General features: G+C 62.2%; 15 protein-coding genes. 6 read left to right on the top strand and 9 right to left on the bottom strand.

All coding sequences use genetic code 11. The features are described from left to right. The first annotated feature begins 3 nt into the window (after nucleotides 1-3). The 3 genes from KFK14_RS16570 (at nucleotide 4) to KFK14_RS16560 (ending at nucleotide 3,308) form a co-directional block, all read left to right on the top strand. Nucleotides 4-1,077 carry a FecR family protein gene (locus KFK14_RS16570; protein WP_212608425.1) on the top strand — a complete coding sequence of 358 codons (1,074 nt, stop codon included), beginning with the start codon at nucleotides 4-6 and terminating at the stop codon, nucleotides 1,075-1,077. Between the two features lie 262 nt (nucleotides 1,078-1,339). Further along, complete coding sequence (locus KFK14_RS16565; RefSeq protein WP_070154198.1) at nucleotides 1,340-2,359, top strand: 1-aminocyclopropane-1-carboxylate deaminase; 1,020 nt, start codon at nucleotides 1,340-1,342, stop codon at nucleotides 2,357-2,359. A gap of 181 nt (nucleotides 2,360-2,540) precedes the next feature. Next, nucleotides 2,541-3,308 carry an alpha/beta fold hydrolase gene (locus KFK14_RS16560; protein WP_212608424.1) on the top strand — a complete coding sequence of 256 codons (768 nt, stop codon included), beginning with the start codon at nucleotides 2,541-2,543 and terminating at the stop codon, nucleotides 3,306-3,308. A 79-nt stretch (nucleotides 3,309-3,387) separates the two neighbouring features. On the opposite strand, the gene KFK14_RS16555 is transcribed toward KFK14_RS16560, so the two are convergent. After that, nucleotides 3,388-4,686 (bottom strand): pyruvate dehydrogenase complex dihydrolipoamide acetyltransferase, encoded by a 1,299-nt coding sequence (locus KFK14_RS16555; protein WP_212608423.1) that lies wholly within the window; start codon nucleotides 4,684-4,686, stop codon nucleotides 3,388-3,390. 1 nt (nucleotide 4,687) lies between these two features. Beyond that, a complete protein-coding gene (locus KFK14_RS16550) occupies nucleotides 4,688-7,030 on the bottom strand; it encodes a transketolase (RefSeq protein WP_212608422.1) in 2,343 nt (780 codons plus the stop codon). Between the two features lie 131 nt (nucleotides 7,031-7,161). On the opposite strand from KFK14_RS16550, the gene KFK14_RS16545 reads away from it, so the two are divergent. The 3 genes from KFK14_RS16545 (at nucleotide 7,162) to KFK14_RS16535 (ending at nucleotide 9,736) form a co-directional block, all read left to right on the top strand. Further along, the gene (locus tag KFK14_RS16545; RefSeq protein WP_212608421.1) at nucleotides 7,162-7,659 is read left to right on the top strand and encodes an Lrp/AsnC family transcriptional regulator; all 498 of its coding nucleotides are present in this window, start codon (nucleotides 7,162-7,164) and stop codon (nucleotides 7,657-7,659) included. Nucleotides 7,660-7,795: 136 nt separating this feature from the next. Next, on the top strand, nucleotides 7,796-8,443 hold the full coding sequence (locus tag KFK14_RS16540) for a TetR/AcrR family transcriptional regulator (RefSeq protein ID WP_212608420.1): 648 nt from the start codon (nucleotides 7,796-7,798) through the stop codon (nucleotides 8,441-8,443). A gap of 84 nt (nucleotides 8,444-8,527) precedes the next feature. Further along, a complete protein-coding gene (locus tag KFK14_RS16535; RefSeq protein WP_212608419.1) occupies nucleotides 8,528-9,736 on the top strand; it encodes a cytochrome P450 in 1,209 nt (402 codons plus the stop codon). Between the two features lie 70 nt (nucleotides 9,737-9,806). Here the strand turns inward: KFK14_RS16535 and KFK14_RS16530 are convergent, their stop codons facing one another. Genes KFK14_RS16530 through KFK14_RS16500 form a run of 7 tightly spaced genes read right to left on the bottom strand, consistent with a single transcriptional unit; the run spans nucleotide 9,807 to nucleotide 15,482 of the window. Further along, a complete protein-coding gene (locus KFK14_RS16530) occupies nucleotides 9,807-10,274 on the bottom strand; it encodes a MarR family winged helix-turn-helix transcriptional regulator (protein ID WP_212608418.1) in 468 nt (155 codons plus the stop codon). A gap of 60 nt (nucleotides 10,275-10,334) precedes the next feature. Beyond that, nucleotides 10,335-11,096, bottom strand: coding sequence for a 2-keto-4-pentenoate hydratase (locus tag KFK14_RS16525; RefSeq protein ID WP_212608417.1), 762 nt, complete (start codon nucleotides 11,094-11,096; stop codon nucleotides 10,335-10,337). Then, nucleotides 11,089-12,129, bottom strand: a complete 1,041-nt coding sequence (dmpG, locus tag KFK14_RS16520) for a 4-hydroxy-2-oxovalerate aldolase (RefSeq protein ID WP_070154181.1) — start codon at nucleotides 12,127-12,129, stop codon at nucleotides 11,089-11,091. Before dmpG ends, KFK14_RS16525 begins: the two co-directional genes overlap by 8 nt. 33 nt (nucleotides 12,130-12,162) lie before the next feature. After that, entirely contained in the window at nucleotides 12,163-13,107 is a 945-nt protein-coding gene (locus tag KFK14_RS16515; RefSeq protein ID WP_212611199.1) for an acetaldehyde dehydrogenase (acetylating), read from the bottom strand. Further along, complete coding sequence (locus tag KFK14_RS16510) at nucleotides 13,107-13,922, bottom strand: 2-keto-4-pentenoate hydratase (RefSeq protein ID WP_246524674.1); 816 nt, start codon at nucleotides 13,920-13,922, stop codon at nucleotides 13,107-13,109. Before KFK14_RS16510 ends, KFK14_RS16515 begins: the two co-directional genes overlap by 1 nt. Further along, on the bottom strand, nucleotides 13,910-14,560 hold the full coding sequence (locus tag KFK14_RS16505) for a class II aldolase/adducin family protein (RefSeq protein WP_343227762.1): 651 nt from the start codon (nucleotides 14,558-14,560) through the stop codon (nucleotides 13,910-13,912). Before KFK14_RS16505 ends, KFK14_RS16510 begins: the two co-directional genes overlap by 13 nt. Before the next feature lie 19 nt (nucleotides 14,561-14,579). Next, nucleotides 14,580-15,482, bottom strand: a complete 903-nt coding sequence (locus KFK14_RS16500; protein ID WP_212608415.1) for a VOC family protein — start codon at nucleotides 15,480-15,482, stop codon at nucleotides 14,580-14,582. Nucleotides 15,483-15,529: the final 47 nt, after the last annotated feature.

Raw genomic sequence — 15,529 nt, 5'->3', positions numbered from 1 at the left:
CGGATGGCGAAGGGAGATCCTGCCAAGGCGCGCATAGAAAGAGCGACGGAGCTTTTTGCGCGGCTCCAGAATGAAGGCGCGACCGGCGAGGATCGGGAGGCTGCCGCTATATGGCGGCGCGAGGCGGCCGAGAATGAACAAGCCTGGCAGGAGGTCGCTGCGCTATGGGCGTTTCTTGGTGAAGCCCGGCATGAGCCGCTGCTGGCCAGCATGCGTGCGCGCACACAGGACAATATTGCGTCCGTTCCGGCTTCTGCCGCGTCCCGGCGGTGGTTGCCAATGGCGTTGGCGTCATGTCTGATCGGGCTGATCTGTGCGCCGGTCATTTGGTGGAGTCTGCACCAGAAGGACGATCCCGGCGTGAAGGCCGCTCCGGCCATGGCGCGCGACGGTTATATGCGGCAAATCTATGCGTCGGATGTGGGGCAGCGCAGGATTGTGAGCCTGTCCGACGGATCGACAATTGAACTGAACAGCGGCAGCGAAGTCATGGTCGCCTTTTCCAGTCATCGCCGCGATGTGCGGCTGGTGAAGGGCCAGGCGCTCTTTTCCGTGAGCAAGGACAAGAGCCGCCCCTTCGTGGTTGATACCGGCGCGTTGAAGGTGATTGCCGTCGGCACCGCCTTCGACGTGCGGAGGGGGCAGGATGGCGCGGACATTACGACGATGGAGGGTTTGGTCCGCGTCGAGCCGCATGTGCGTTCCGCTGCGCTGCAGCCGACTCTGGTGCCGGCAGGAAGCAAATTGTCGATGCTGTGCGATACCCTGAAGGTCGGCAAAGTCGATGTTCGCAAGGAAACGATCTGGACCAGGGGGCTGATCGTCTTTGACGGCCGGTGCCTGAGCGATGTCGCCGAGGAGATGAATCGCTATTCCCAACGCAAGCTGACGGTCAGTCCGTCAGCCGCGAACCTGACGATCAGCGGGACTTTCCAGGCCAGCAACGCACTGGCTTTCGCCCGCACCCTGCAGCAGCAGGGATTGATTGAGATGGACGACACAGGCCGCGAAATTCGCCTGTCCGCCCAGTCTCCCGCCGTGATGACCCACGCCCTTTGCCGTCGCAAAAAAATATGATGCTTAGCCAGTAAATGCTGACCCCCGGTCAGAGCGGAGACTCGCCAAAAAGCGGCCCACAAAAGCGACGGGGAATGCGACGGTGATTCGATTTTTTGCGATATGAAAGAATATTCCGATTGTTGGATAAATAGGGTGGATATCATTCGAATTTACGTGGAACATGAAAAAATATACGAAAAAAATCGGATGAATTAGAGAGCACCTTTCATCGAAAGTTCGGCATAAAGGCGAGGTCAAAAGCCTTTATGGAGTGTCCTAAATGTCCCTGCTGGAGAAGTTCGAACGGTATCCGCTCACATTCGGCGCGACGCCGATTGAGCATCTGCCCAGGCTTACCGAAGCCCTTGGCGGCAAGGTGCAGATTTACGCCAAGCGGGAGGATTGCAATTCCGGCCTCGCCATGGGCGGCAACAAGCTGCGGAAGCTGGAATATATCGTTCCCGACGCGATCGCGTCAGGCGCCGATACATTGGTATCTATCGGTGGCGTGCAGTCCAACCACACCCGCATGGTCGCCGCGACAGCCGCCAAGATCGGCATGAAAAGCGTCGTTATCCAGGAAAAATGGGTGCCGCATCATGACGCGGTATATGACCGGGTGGGCAATATCCTGATGACCCGCCTGATGGGCGCGGACAGCCGCCTTGTCGAGGACGGGTTCGACATCGGCATCCGCAAAAGCTGGGAAGATGCGATCCAGTCGGTCAAAGATGCGGGCGGCAAGCCCTACGCCATTCCGGCGGGCGCCTCGGTGCATAAATTCGGTGCGCTCGGCTATATCGGCTTTGCGGAGGAAGTCGCCGAGCAGGAGAAGGAGCTTGGCTTCACCTTCGATTATATCGTGGTGTGCGTTGTGACGGGCTCCACCCAGGCCGGCATGGTCGTGGGTTTTGCGGCCCAGGACCGGGCGGACCGGGTGATCGGCATCGATGCTTCGGGCACGCTTGAACAGACGCGCGCGCAGGTCCGGCAAATTGTCGACAATACGGCCGAACTGGTCGGTCTTGGCCGGGAAGTGCGCGAGGATGAAATCGTCATCAATCCCGACTATGCCTATCCCGCCTATGGCGTCCCTTCCGAGGAGACGAATGAGGCGATCCGCCTGGCCGCTCGCACGGAAGCCATGATGACCGACCCTGTATATGAGGGCAAATCGATGCAGGGCATGATCGACCTGACCCGGAAGGGCTTCTTCCCCGAAGGATCGAAGGTGCTCTACGCGCATCTGGGCGGCGCGCCCGCCCTCAATGGCTACAGCTATTATTACAGGAACGGCTGACCTTACGCTTCGCAAGCCCTTGGGCTTCGCCAGCATTGACGTTTCGCACTGGGGATAGGGCTGGCGTCTGGCCAGCCTGATCCAAAGCCGCACGCGCATTTCCATTGTGCCCCTGCGCTTGCCGGTCTCCCGGCAAGCGCAAGGATTTTACCTGCACATTTCAAACGCAAGGGAGCGTATCATGCAAATATTCCGGTGGTTGAAATCCTCCATTCTGTCCACGGCCGCTATCGTGGCCGCCGCTGCTTTGACGCCTGCGCAGGCCGCAGAGGTCAAGAATGTCGTCATTGTGCATGGCGCTCTTGCCGACGGTTCGGGATGGCGGAAAGTGTATGATCTGCTCTCCGCCAAGGGCTATAAGGTGACTATCGTGCAGGAGCCGATGACGTCTTTGCAGGATGATGTGAATGCGACGCATCGCATTCTCGCCATGCAGGACGGGCCAGCCATTCTGGTCGGGCACAGCTATGGCGGTGTCGTCATCACTGAGGCGGGCAATGCGCCGAATGTCGCGGGCCTGGTCTATATCGCCGCATTTCAGCCGGATGCCGGGGAAACGCTGCTAAGCCTGGCGGGTCAGCAGCCTGCCGCGACCAAGGGCATATTGAGCACCCCGGATGGCTTCCTGTATCTCGACCCGAAGGTCTATGCGCAGGATTTCGCCGCGGACGTACCGCAGGCCGATGCGGAATATATGGCCAGGTCGCAGGTTTTTCCGGCGCAGGAAAGCTTCGCCACCAAGATAAAGGCGCCAGCCTGGAGAGCCAAGAAAAGCTGGGCGCTGGTCGCGTCCGAAGATCGCGCCATCCATCCCGATCTTCTGCGCATGATGGCCAAGCGCGCGGGCAGCAAGTCTGTCGAAGTTGCGGCCAGCCACGCCGTTTTCATGTCCCAGCCAGCGGCCGTCGCGGCGCTGATCGAGGATGCGGCCAAGGGCGTTTCCGACTAATCGGCTATTGCCCCGAAATACAAAAGGCCGGGCCGGACAGTGAAGTCCGGCCCGGCCTTTTTGTGTTCGCCGTGACCGGTCAGGTGACGATCTGAAGCGGTGTTTCAACCAGATCGCGGAAGGCGGCCATGAATTGCGCGGCAACCGCGCCGTCTATCGCACGATGATCGAAGCTGGCGGTGGCGGCCATGATGGTCGCCAGCGCGATCTCCCCATTCACCTTCCAGGGCTGCTCGACGCCTGCGGCAACGCCCAGGATCAGCGCCTGGGGCGGATTGATGACCGGGAACATCTCATCAATGCCGAACATGCCCAGGTTGGAGATCGAGGCGGTGCCGCCCTGATATTCCTCCGGCGTCAATTTGCCCTCCCGCGCCTTGGCGGCCAGAGCCTTGCTTTCCAGAGCGATGGCCGACAGCGAGAGCGAACCGGCATCCTTGATGACCGGCGTGATCAGGCCGCCCTCAATAGCCACGGCCATCGAAATGTCGGCGCGGCTAAAGCGATGCAGATCATCGCCGCCGAACTGCACATTCGCGTCGGGGACCCGATGAAGCGCAAGCGCAAGCGCCTTGATCAGGAAATCATTGACGCTGAGCTTGATGCCGCGCGCGGCGAGGCTGCCGTTGAGATCGGCGCGCAGGGCAAGCAGGCTGTCCAGATTGCAGCGCGCAGTCAGGTAGAAGTGCGGAACGGTCTGCTTGCTCTCCGTCAGGCGCTTGGCGATCGTGCGCCGCATGTTCGAGAGCTTGATCGTTTCCACCGGCACGCCAGCGGGCGGCGGCGCGATTTTGGCGGCCGCCAGAGCGAGGGGGGCGGCGTCATTGGCTGGCGCCGGACGGACCAGAGGCGGCAGGCGCAGGTCGGCCTGAACGATCTTTCCACGCGCGCCCGATCCCGTGATCGACGCGAGAGAAATGCCCTTTGCCGCAGCAACCCGGCGGGCGAGGGGGGTCGCGTTAACGCCTGCTTCCACCGTCAGTGGAGCGGCGGCGGGGGCAGGAGCAGGAGCCGCCGCTGGCGCCGGCTTGGGCGTGTCGATGACGGCCACTGCCGCTTCGGACGGTTGCGGCGACGCCTTTGGCGCTTCGGCCGCAGCGCTGGGTTGCGCGGCGGACGGCGCTGGAACGGATTCGCCTTCCTCGGCAAGCAGGGCGATGACGGTGCCGACCGGGACGTCATCCGTGCCCTCCGTCACGACGAGCCGGGCGATGCGCCCTTCATCGACAGCCTCAAACTCCATCGTCGCCTTGTCGGTCTCAATCTCCGCGATCAGATCCCCGGCCTTGACGCTGTCGCCTTCGGTCACGAGCCATTTGGCAAGCGTGCCTTTCTCCATCGTGGGGGAAAGGGCGGGCATTTTCAGTTCGATCGGCATGTCAGTTCCCCAGGAAGAGTTCGGCGGCCGCTTCGACGATGGCGTCGGCGTCCAGCCGGTAGGTGCGGTAGAGATCCGGAAGATCGCCGGTCTGGCCGAAACGGTCCGTGCCCAGCGGGCTGACGCGCATGCCCTTCACGCCGCCCAGCCAGGACAGCGCGCCCGGCGATCCGTCGAGCACGGTGATGAGACCCGCGCCCGGCGCGAGCGATGACAGCAATGTGTCGGCGTGGCAGGGTTCGGCGTCCTTGCCGTTCCAGCGCGCGGCGCCCTTTGCCGACCAGCCGCGATGCAGCAGGTCAGGCGAGGTGACATTGAGCAGGCCCAGCCCCGGAATATCCTCGACAAGCTGTTCCCATGCCTGGAGCGCTTCGGGCGCGACGACGCCCGTAAAGACGATCGCCGCCTCGGCGCCGGCCGCCGGCTTGCGCAGCCAGTAGCCGCCCTTGAGGGCATCATCTTCCCAGCCGCCATCTTCCCGGACCGTCTGTTCAATCGCGCGGGTCGAAAGGCGCAGATAGACGGACGATCCATCCGGCTTCTGCATATCGTCAAAGGCAAAGCGCATCATCAGCGCCAGCTCGTCCGCATAGGCCGGTTCGAAATAGGTGAGGTTGGGCTGACCCATGCCGATCAACGGCGTGTTGATCGACTGATGCGCGCCGCCTTCGGCAGCCAAAGTGATGCCCGATGGCGTTCCCACCAGCAGGAAGCGGGAGTCCTGATAACAGCCATAGTTCAGCGCATCGAGGCCGCGCGAAATGAACGGGTCATAGACCGTGCCGACAGGCAGGAGCCGGGTGCCGAAATGCGGAGCGGCGAGACCCAGCGACGTCAGCATGATGAAGAAGTTATTCTCCGCAATGCCCAGTTCGATGTGCTGCCCGGCCGCATGCTGCGCCCATTTCTGCGCCGAAGGAATCTTGGCCTTGTGGAAAACGTCGGCCAGTTCCTGACGACGGAACAGTCCGCGCTGATTGACGAAGCCGCCCAGATTGGTGGTCTGCGTGACGTCCGGCGCGGTCGTGACGATATGATCGCCCAGCGGTTCGCCCGATTTGGCCAGGTCCAGCAAAATCCTGCCGAACGCAGCCTGGGTGGATTGCTCCGCGCCGTCGGGAACAGGCAGGCGGGCGGGAACCGGGACGGCAGCGGCAACCGGCTCCGGATCTTTCGACGCCAGCGGGCTGGCCTCGACAAACGCCTTGAGCTGCGCAGCGGCATTGTCGCCAAGGCCGCCCCAAGGTTCCCATTCCCGTCCCTCGTCAATGCCCAGGCTGGCCCGGAATTTTTCCATCTGGGCCGGGTTCATCATGCCCGAATGATTGTCCTTGTGGCCAGCCAGCGGCAGGCCAAAGCCCTTGACGGTATAGGCGATGAACAGGGTGGGCCGGTCGTCATTCGCGCCGTCGAACGCCTCGATCAGCGTTTCGACGCAGTGGCCGCCCAGATTGGTCATGAGTACGGCCAGCGCATCATCGTCGAAACTGTCCAACAGCTTCTTGACGTGCGGCTTGCCGCCAATGTCGGCGATCAGCCGTTCGCGCCACGCCGCGCCGCCCTGATAGGTCAGCGCCGCGAAATCCGCATTGGGGCAATTGTCGATCCACTGTTCCAGCGTCTTGCCGCCGGGCCGCTCAAACGCTTCGCGCTGCCGCTTGCCATATTTCAGGGTGACGACCCGCCATCCGCAGGTTTCGAAAATGTCGTCGAAACGGCGGAACATGCGGTCGGCGGTGGTATTGTCCAGCGACTGGCGATTATAGTCGACGATCCACCAGCAGTTACGCAGGTCGTGCTTATAACCCTCGATCAGGCATTCGTAGATGTTGCCCTCATCGAGTTCGGCGTCGCCCATCAGGGCGATCATGCGGCCCGCATCCTGCTCCTTCATCTGGCCATGCGCGATCAGATAGTCCTGAACCAAGCTGCTGAAGGCGGTGACAGCGACGCCAAGGCCGACCGATCCGGTCGAGAAATCGACAGGAATGGCGTCCTTCGTGCGGGACGGATAGCTTTGGACGCCGCCCAGGCCGCGGAAGCGCTGCATCCGGTCCAGCGACTGATTGCCCAGCAGATAGTGGATGGCGTGCAGGACCGGGCCTGCGTGCGGCTTGACCGCAACCTTGTCCTGCGGGCGCAGCGCATGGAAATAGAGGGCGGACATGATCGCCGTCATCGAGGCGCAGCTCGCCTGATGGCCGCCGACCTTCAGCCCGTCCCGCTTGGGCCGGATGTGGTTGGCGTTATGCACCATCCAGGAGGAGAGCCATCTGAGGCGCACTTCCAGCGTGCTGATGGCGCTGACGACGTCCTGTCGCTCATTAGGGATGGTCTTGATCATGTTCGTCCTCTGCCCAAACCGGGAATATCGTCGATTAGCGCCCCAATGGGCGGCATGTCCTTGCGAATTCGCATGGCGGGCAGCGCATTTTTGGAATATAATGCCAATATATCAGGTTTTGGATTATATATATGCCAACATACGATCTTGATGAGCTGGACTGGAAGATTCTTGAGCAGGTTCAGACCGACGGACGCATCACCAATCATGAACTGTCGGAGAGAATAGGCCTATCCCCAAGCCCCTGTCTGCGGCGGCTGAAGCATCTGGAAGCCGAAGGGGTGATCTCACGCTATGTCGCACTGGTGGACCCCGGCCAGGTCGGCCTGGGGGTCAGCGCGTTCATCCGCGTCCGGCTGGACCAGCAGGGGGACCATCATCTCGACGCTTTTGAAAAGGCGGTCGCCGAAATTCCCGAGGTGATGGAATGCTATCTGATGACCGGCGACGCCGATTATCAACTGCGCGTACTGGTCGACTCGCTGGCGTCCTTCGAGGACTTTCTTCGCTATAATCTGACCCGCATGCCCGGCGTGTCGCAGGTGACCACGAGTTTTGCGCTACGCCCGGTCGTATACCGGACGGCGTTGCCCGCCCTTTCGAAGAAAAGCGCCAAGAGCCGCGACTGACGGACAGGCTGGGCATCGGCTGGGCGGGTTTCCGATTGCCTTATGACAATGCCAAGTGGATACCGGCCGAGGCCGGGTGCTGGATTTCGGCTGTTCCCTCTGAGCGGAGAGGCTGATCATTACGAGCGAAGGCAGAATGAAGCGAAAGGCGTGGTCGGCATCGCATGCGCGGGTGCAGCAGATGGCGGACAAGCGCGAGCGTATATTGGATGCCGCGCGCGACCGCTTCCTGGCCGAAGGATTTTCGGCCGCGAGCATGGACAGAATCGCTGAGGAAGCCGGCGCGTCGAAAATGACGCTGTATCGCCACTTCAAGAGCAAGGAGGCGCTCTTTCTGGCGGCGATCAACCGGGACTGCGCGCAAATCTATGCCGTGGAGGAGCATGACCCGGCGATCACGCGGGAGGCAGCCGCGCAATCGCTGTCGGATTTCGGCCAGACCTTCGTCATGGCCATCACAGAACCGGGCGTGCTGGGCCTGTTCCGCATGCTGATGGGCGAAATGGCCCGGTTTCCAGAGCTTGGCCGCCTTTTCTACGACGCCGCTCCGGCGCGATCGATCGCCGTGATCGAACGCATCCTCTCCGGCCTGCTGCCCGCGGCCGAAGCCGATATGCGGGCCAGGGCATTCATGCATCTGTTGATGGGAGACACCTATCAGCGCCTTGCCCTGGGCAAGATCGATTTCGCGCAAAGCGCGACGGACTTCCCCGCTCAGATCAGTCTGGCGGTGGAATTGATCCTGTCCGGAATAGGAAAGGTCACCCCCGAAGAAAGACCTTGATGCGATACCCAATAGTATCGTATTAAACTGTGTGCACTTTGGCGGTAAGCCTGAGGTGCTGCAGAGAGGATTCGGGAGAGCTTCATGAGTGAGGACAAGGTTGCGCCGGGCCATGACCTGGCGCGGGATACGAAGGGCTGGAGTTGCTATACGACCCCTCCGGCGGAAAGCCTGGAGCTGTTCGAAAGCGCGCGGGCGCGCTGTCCGGTCGCCCATAGCAGCGAACATGACGGCTTCTACATGCTGCTCGACCATAAGGATGTCCGCAAGGCGATGGCGGATTACCGCACATTTTCTTCGGAGCCGCAGGTGCTGCGCCCCATGTTGCCGCGAAAGCAGATTCCGGCGCTGGAGATGGACCCGCCCCGGCACAGCGCCTGGCGCGCCCTGTTCAATGCAGCCGTCACGACCGCCACGCCCGCTGCGATGGAGCCTTTTGTGCGGCAGGACGTCCGGCGGCATATCGCAAGCTTCATCGGCAAGGGATCATGCGACATCGTTGCGGAACTGGCGGAACCCGTACCGGCCGAGACCATCTGCCACCTTGTCGGCATAGATGATGACAAGGTTCCACCGATCCGGGAAGCCGCCCTCGCCATGTTCGCGGCGCAGGGTGATCCGGAGGAATTCGGCAAGCGACAGGCCGTTTTCGGCGCGCTTACGGTGACGGAGGTCCATGAACGGCGCGCGCGGCCGCGGGAGGACTTCTTGACCTCCCTTGCCGATGTGGAGGTTGAGGGCAGGTCGCTGGACGACAATGACTATGTTGTCCTCCTCTCCGCTTTCCTGGGGGCGGGGCATCACAGCACGACATCCGCCATGGCCAGCCTGATCTATGAGGTGTTTTCCCGGCCGGATGTCCGCGACCTTTTGATCCGCGACCCCGGCAAGATTCCGGTGGCGGTGGAGGAAGCGCTTCGGCTGAGGCCGCCTTTCTTCGGCTTTTTCCGGCGCACGACGAAGGCGGTGGACGTGCAGGGCGTGGAAATACCGGCGGGCAAGGACGTGTATATGGGCTGGGCGGCCGCCAACCGCGATCCGCAGATATTCGAGCGCCCGGCCGAATTTTCGATCGATCGCCCGGCCAGCCGCCATTTCAGCTTCGGCTTCGGCATCCATATCTGCCCTGGCGCGCCCCTCGCCAGAATGGAGCTGTGCGTGATGCTGGAAGAATTGCTGAGGATGATACCGGATATGCGGATCGAGAGCGGCGCTCCCGTCTATCAGTTCGGGGGCGGGGATTATTCCTTCATTCCAGAATTGCATGTGTCGTTCGCGCCGCGGGAGGCGTAGCACTGATCATCGGGATAAGAACCGGCATCGCTTCTTTTGCGAGGCGATGCCGGATGGCCTTTAGGGACGCTTACCGGTCATCGGGCGCGATATCGTGATCGATCAGTTTGCGCAGGCAACGCATGAAGGTGGCGCGGTCTTCCTCTGACAATGGCGCAAGTATTTCACGCTGGGCGGCCTGCACCTTGGGCAGATTTTCCAGCAGCAGCTCGGTGCCCATGGCCGTCAGGTGCATGGTCCACGCCCGGCTGTCGGCCTTGTCCCGTTCGCGTTCCACCCAGCCGCGCGCGACCATGCGGCCAAGCATCTCCTTCAAGGTGCTCTTGTCGATGCCTGTCGCCTCTACAAGATCGCGCTGGGACGCTCCCGGCCGCTGGCCCAGCGCCAGCATCAGTGCGAATTGCTGCCGCGTCAGGACGTCGCCGACAAGGCGAGTGAAGATATCGAATGACCGCTGGTGATTCCGGCGCAGCAAATGACCCGGCGCGGACATAAGGTCGAAGTGACGCAATTTCGCGGGCAGATTGTGATCCTTCACGTCTTCGGCTTTCTTTCCCTTGTCCGACCGCCGCCCCTATGCAGCATCGGACGAAGGAAATCACGCCCTCACGGAAAACTCCACCCGTCCAAGCTTCTGCACAAGGAGGCGAACATGCTGTCCCGGCGCGAGATGTTCGGCGGCGGTGGCGCCCCCGGCCATGACGATATCCCCCGCCTTCAAAGGTTCGCCGGCGCTGTCCGCCAGACGCGCGGCCGCCACGAGCGAGCGGAGCGGGTGACCCAGAATGGCTGCGGACGATCCTATCTGTACCGGCTGCCCATCAATTTCCAATATCATTCCCAGATTGGAGATGTCGGCCGCGGGGTCGGTCCATGGACCGACGACGAAGCTGGATGACGAACTGTTGTCGGCAACCACATCGGTCAGCGAGAATTTGAAATCCTTGTAACGGGAATCGATGATTTCCAGTGCGGGGGCGATGCCGCCGACCGCCGCCAGCGCTCCGGCCGGCGTCACCTTGCCGGCAAGGGGCGCCTTCAGGACGAAGGCGATTTCCGGTTCGACGCGCGGGTGCACATAGGCGGAAAAATCGATGCTGCCGCCATCCTCGACCAGCATCTGATCCGTCAGGCGGCCCCAGATCATTTCATCGATGCCCATCTGGGCCATTTTGGCGCGGCTGGTGAAACCCATCTTTATGCCAACGCGATTTTCGCCGCGCTGATACCGGCGGCCCAGCGATGCCGCCTGAACCCGGTAAGCGTCGTCCAGCGTCAGAGGGTCTTCCAACTGCGGGGTGGCGGTCGCGTTGCGCGCGGCGTCATCGAGCCGCGTGGCGATGTCCATGATCTCAGGCATCGGCCTGCTCCTTTTGTTTCAACATATCGAGCGCGACGTCGACGATCATATCCTCCTGTCCGCCGACCATCTTGCGACGGCCCAGCTCCACAAGGATGGCCCGCGTGTCGAGGCCATGATCCGCCGCCGCCTTTTCGGCGTGGCGCAGGAAGGAGGAATAGACGCCCGCATAACCGAGCGTCAGCGTCTCGCGGTCTACCCGCACCGGGCGGTCCTGCAGCGGCCGAACCAGATCCTCGGCCGCGTCCATCAGCGCATAGAGATCGCAGCCATGATTCCAGCCATAGGTATCGGCGGCGGCGATAAAGACTTCCAGCGGCGCATTGCCCGCGCCCGCGCCCATGCCCGCCAGACTGGCGTCGACCCGGACTATGCCATTCTGGACAGCGACGATGGAATTGGCGACGCCGAGCGACAGATTATGATGGGCGTGGACGCCGCGCTGCGTCTCCGGCTTCAGCACCCGGTCATAGGCCTGGCACCGTGCGGCATAGCCGTCCATCGTCAATGCGCCGCCGCTGTCAGTCACATAGACGCAATGCGCGCCATAGCTTTCCATCAGCTTGGCTTGGCTCGCCAGCGCGTCCGGTTCGCTCATATGGCTCATCATCAGGAATCCGGACACGTCCATGCCCAGATTGCGGGCGGCCTCGATATGCTGTTTCGACACATCGGCTTCAGTGCAATGGGTCGCGATCCGCACGGACCGGACGCCCATTTCATAGGCATGCTTCAGGTCATGTACGGTGCCGATGCCGGGCAGCAGCAGGGTGGTGAGGATGGAATGCTCCAGCACCTCGGCAACCGCGCCGATCCAGTCCCAGTCGGTATGAGCGCCGAAGCCGTAGTTGAAGCTCGACCCCTGAAGGCCGTCGCCATGCGCGACCTCTATGGCGTCGACCTTGGCGCGGTCGAGCGCGCGGGCAATGGCCTGCACATGGCCCAGGCCATATTGATGCCGAATGGCGTGCATGCCGTCGCGCAGCGTCACGTCCTGAATGTAAAGCTTTTGTGTTGTGGGATCGAAGGCCATGGTCCGGTCCTGATAAAAGGGGTCAATAGCGCCTTAAGCGGCGATCTGCTCACGGTCGCGCAGGGCGATCTTTTCCGCGGTCTTGAGCGCCGCGGAAGTCATGATGTCGAGGTTGCCGGCATAGGCGGGCAAATAGTGGGCGGCGCCTTCCACCTCCAGGAACACCGAGACCTTGAGGCCGGTAAATTCGCCATCCATTTCCGGGATGCGGAGCGGCTTGTTGGAGCCGATATGTTCGAACTGCACCGCCTGTTTCAGGCGGTAACCCGGCACATAGCTCTGCACTTCCTTCACCATCTGCTCGACGGACGCGGCGATAGCCTCCTGATCTGCGTCGTCGGTGAGGCAATATACGGTGTCGCGCATGATCAGGGGCGGTTCCGCGGGGTTCAATATGATGATGGCCTTGCCGCGCGCCGCGCCGCCGACATCGACGATCGCCTGGCTTGTAGTCTCAGTAAACTCATCGATATTGGCGCGGGTGCCCGGACCGGCCGATTTCGACGCGATCGATGCAACGATCTCGCCATAACGCACCTTCGCCACGCGATTCACGGCGGCGACGATGGGGATTGTCGCCTGTCCGCCGCATGTCACCATGTTCACATTGGGCGCATCCAGATTGGCGTCGCCATTGACGGGCGGGATCGTATAGGGGCCGATCGCGGCGGGCGTAAGGTCGATCACCCGCTTGCCATGCGCGATCAGCGCTTCGCTATGCCGGGCGTGCGCGCCTGCGGATGTGGCATCGAACACGATGCCGATATCGGCAAATTCGGGCATGGCCATCAGTCCATCCAGCCCGCCGGCAGTGATGGGAACGCCCATGCGCGCCGCACGCTTCAACCCATCGGATTCCGGGTCGATGCCGACGAACGCTCCCATTTCCAGCACGTCGGACAGCCGCATGATCTTGATCATCAGGTCCGTGCCGATATTGCCCGATCCGATGATAGCCACCTTGGTCCTCATCGTCATCATTCCTTTCCAAAACCTACGCGAACGCTGCCCAATCCTTCGATCCGGGCTTCAACCTTATCCCCTGGTTTGACGGCGACCATCGGGCCCAGCGCCCCGGCAAGGACGATGTCGCCCTCCTTGAGCGGCCGCCCCACGTCAGCCATCTTGGCGGCGAGCCAGCCCAGCGCATGCAGCGGATTGCCCAGGCATGCGGCACCAGCGCCGAAGGATACCTGTTCGCCATTCTTCTCCAGCACCATGCCGCACAGACGCAGGTCCAGCGCATCAAGCTTGACCGGCGTCGTGCCCAGCACGAACAGACCAGAGGACGCATTATCGGCGATCGTGTCGACAATGCGGATGTTCCAATCCGCGATGCGGCTGTCGACAATCTCGATGGCGGGCAGGGCATAGTCGACGCTGTTGATCAGCTCGGCCGTGGTCAACGCCTTCGCATTAGGCGTCCGGCGAAGAACGAAGGCGATTTCCGCCTCGACCTTCGGTTGCAGCAGGCGTCCGGGAGCGACGTCATCGCCGTCCGCGATCGCCATGTCCGCAAACAGCGCGCCGAAGTCGGGTTGGTCCACGCCCAACTGCTTCTGCACGGTCTTTGCGGTGAGACCGATCTTCGCGCCGACCAGCACGCGCCCCTGTTTCAGCCAGTGGGCGGTATTGGCCTCCTGAATGGCGTAGGCGTCCTCAACCGAAGCGTCTGGCAAATCGATGCGGATCGGCTCCACCGGAACCAGAGTGTCATATGCGCCGCGCAAGGAAGCGGCTTTCTGTTCCACCATATCGCTGCCCAGCGCGGGCGCAGTCATTACGCTTGCCATTCGGGATCTCCGAAACAAAGAAATTGCCACATGCGCTCGAAAAGAGCGCCCGCCCTGACGGCGCGCTTCGCGACCTCATCGGCGGTATATTCACGCGGGGTCCGCCCAGCGGCGCGGGCGGGCAGCAGGGCCAGTTCGATCTTGGCCGCATCCTCCAGGAAGAAGGCAAGGCTCGCCGCTTCCTCCAGCGTCTCGCCCGCGATGACCGCGCCATTCCCCGACAGGACGATCGCTGCGGCGTCACCCATCATCTCGGCCACGGCAACCGCCTGCGCGTCGTCCCGCACCAAGGCGACGCCAGGCCACAAAGGCGGAGCAGGCGCGAAATAGGTTCCCAGGCCGTGCAGCGCGCGGGGCGTTTCACCAAGGGCGGACAGCGCCATTACCGCAGGAGACTGCACCCGGCAGATGCCGCCAACGGAGGGCCGCCGCCGATAGATTTCGCGATGGATGCGAACCTCCGGCAAGGCGCCGGGCGGCAGGTCTCCGTCGAGTGGCACCTGAACGCCGGGTTCGTCCAGGCCGACAGTCCCCAACGGTTGCGCGGGAGATACGAGAAAGCTTTCGGCGTTCAACCGCGCGCTCACATGGCCATAGGCGTGGGCAAGCCCATGCCTGCCCATTGCGCGCGCGGCCATCCTTACCGTGCATGACGGTTCAGGCTGCACGGGCGACCGCCGAGCCATTTGGCTGGGGCACCCTGAATTCCGGGATGTCCGGCACCGATCCCCACATGCAGAAACTGGATTCCGCCTTGGGGAACTGCCGGGGGACATAGGTCTTTTCGTCCTCGGCCGTGATCAGGCGGACGCCCGTAGAATATTCGTAGACGATATCGTCCGGTCCCTGAAAATAGAGGAAGCGGGCGCCGGATGTGGGGTGACGGCCAGGGCCGAACACGATCCGCACATTATTCTTCTGCAGATGGTAGAAAGACCGCATGATGTCGTCGATCGACTCCACCTGGAAATTCACATGCTGGATGCCTGCGCGGGTTGAGGGAAACAGGGCGACATTGTGATGCACGTCGTTGATGCGGATCAATGCCGCGTCGCCGATCCAGTCGCTGACTTTCCCACCCAGATTGCGGACCCAGAACGCTTCATCCGCGCTGGGGTTACGGGTGTGCAGGCCAACATGGCTGAAATTCAAAATGCCCGCGTCGCGCGTTGGGAAATAGCGTCTGCCGCAAGCGTCCGGCCGTGCGACCAGTTCGATGATATTTCCCGTGGGATCGGAAACGACGATCAGACCGCGCACGCGGCGAAGTTCGCGCTCCTCGCTCGTGCCTGCCCGGACTGTGACGCCCGACGCCTCGAACGCCTTTGCCGCCTCATCAAGCGCGTCCAAGCTTGCCACTTCCCAGCCAGTGACCTGGCCGCTCTCACGCCCTTGCGTATAGCAGATATTATGGTCTCGATCGTCGCCGCGCAGATAGGCGCGATTGCCATCCCGCTCCATAAGTTCAAGACCAAGGATATCGGTGGCGAAGCGGACGCTGGTATCCAGATCGTCGCAACCGATCCGCACATAGCGGATGTCATGAAGGTCGGCACCCATTTTACATATCCCTGGTCAAGTTGATGCAGCGCATTGGACTATCGGGC

This window comes from Sphingobium phenoxybenzoativorans (assembly GCF_018286635.1).
Classification (GTDB): domain Bacteria; phylum Pseudomonadota; class Alphaproteobacteria; order Sphingomonadales; family Sphingomonadaceae; genus Sphingobium; species Sphingobium phenoxybenzoativorans.
This window is presented reverse-complemented; position numbering and strand designations above follow the sequence as displayed.

What these genes read in the sequence shown, in the direction of transcription:
- KFK14_RS16500 (WP_212608415.1), bottom strand. Translation starts at nt 15,482, where the DNA reads ATGGGTGCCGACCTTCATGACATCCGCTATGTGCGGATCGGTTGCGAC.
- KFK14_RS16545 (WP_212608421.1), top strand. Translation starts at nt 7,162, where the DNA reads ATGCCAACATACGATCTTGATGAGCTGGACTGGAAGATTCTTGAGCAG.
- KFK14_RS16555 (WP_212608423.1), bottom strand. Translation starts at nt 4,686, where the DNA reads ATGCCGATCGAACTGAAAATGCCCGCCCTTTCCCCCACGATGGAGAAA.
- KFK14_RS16550 (WP_212608422.1), bottom strand. Translation starts at nt 7,030, where the DNA reads ATGATCAAGACCATCCCTAATGAGCGACAGGACGTCGTCAGCGCCATC.
- KFK14_RS16525 (WP_212608417.1), bottom strand. Translation starts at nt 11,096, where the DNA reads ATGCCTGAGATCATGGACATCGCCACGCGGCTCGATGACGCCGCGCGC.
- KFK14_RS16535 (WP_212608419.1), top strand. Translation starts at nt 8,528, where the DNA reads ATGAGTGAGGACAAGGTTGCGCCGGGCCATGACCTGGCGCGGGATACG.
- KFK14_RS16560 (WP_212608424.1), top strand. Translation starts at nt 2,541, where the DNA reads ATGCAAATATTCCGGTGGTTGAAATCCTCCATTCTGTCCACGGCCGCT.
- dmpG (WP_070154181.1), bottom strand. Translation starts at nt 12,129, where the DNA reads ATGGCCTTCGATCCCACAACACAAAAGCTTTACATTCAGGACGTGACG.
- KFK14_RS16515 (WP_212611199.1), bottom strand. Translation starts at nt 13,107, where the DNA reads ATGACGATGAGGACCAAGGTGGCTATCATCGGATCGGGCAATATCGGC.
- KFK14_RS16505 (WP_343227762.1), bottom strand. Translation starts at nt 14,560, where the DNA reads ATGGCCGCGCGCGCAATGGGCAGGCATGGGCTTGCCCACGCCTATGGC.
- KFK14_RS16510 (WP_246524674.1), bottom strand. Translation starts at nt 13,922, where the DNA reads ATGGCAAGCGTAATGACTGCGCCCGCGCTGGGCAGCGATATGGTGGAA.
- KFK14_RS16540 (WP_212608420.1), top strand. Translation starts at nt 7,796, where the DNA reads ATGAAGCGAAAGGCGTGGTCGGCATCGCATGCGCGGGTGCAGCAGATG.
- KFK14_RS16570 (WP_212608425.1), top strand. Translation starts at nt 4, where the DNA reads ATGGCGAAGGGAGATCCTGCCAAGGCGCGCATAGAAAGAGCGACGGAG.
- KFK14_RS16565 (WP_070154198.1), top strand. Translation starts at nt 1,340, where the DNA reads ATGTCCCTGCTGGAGAAGTTCGAACGGTATCCGCTCACATTCGGCGCG.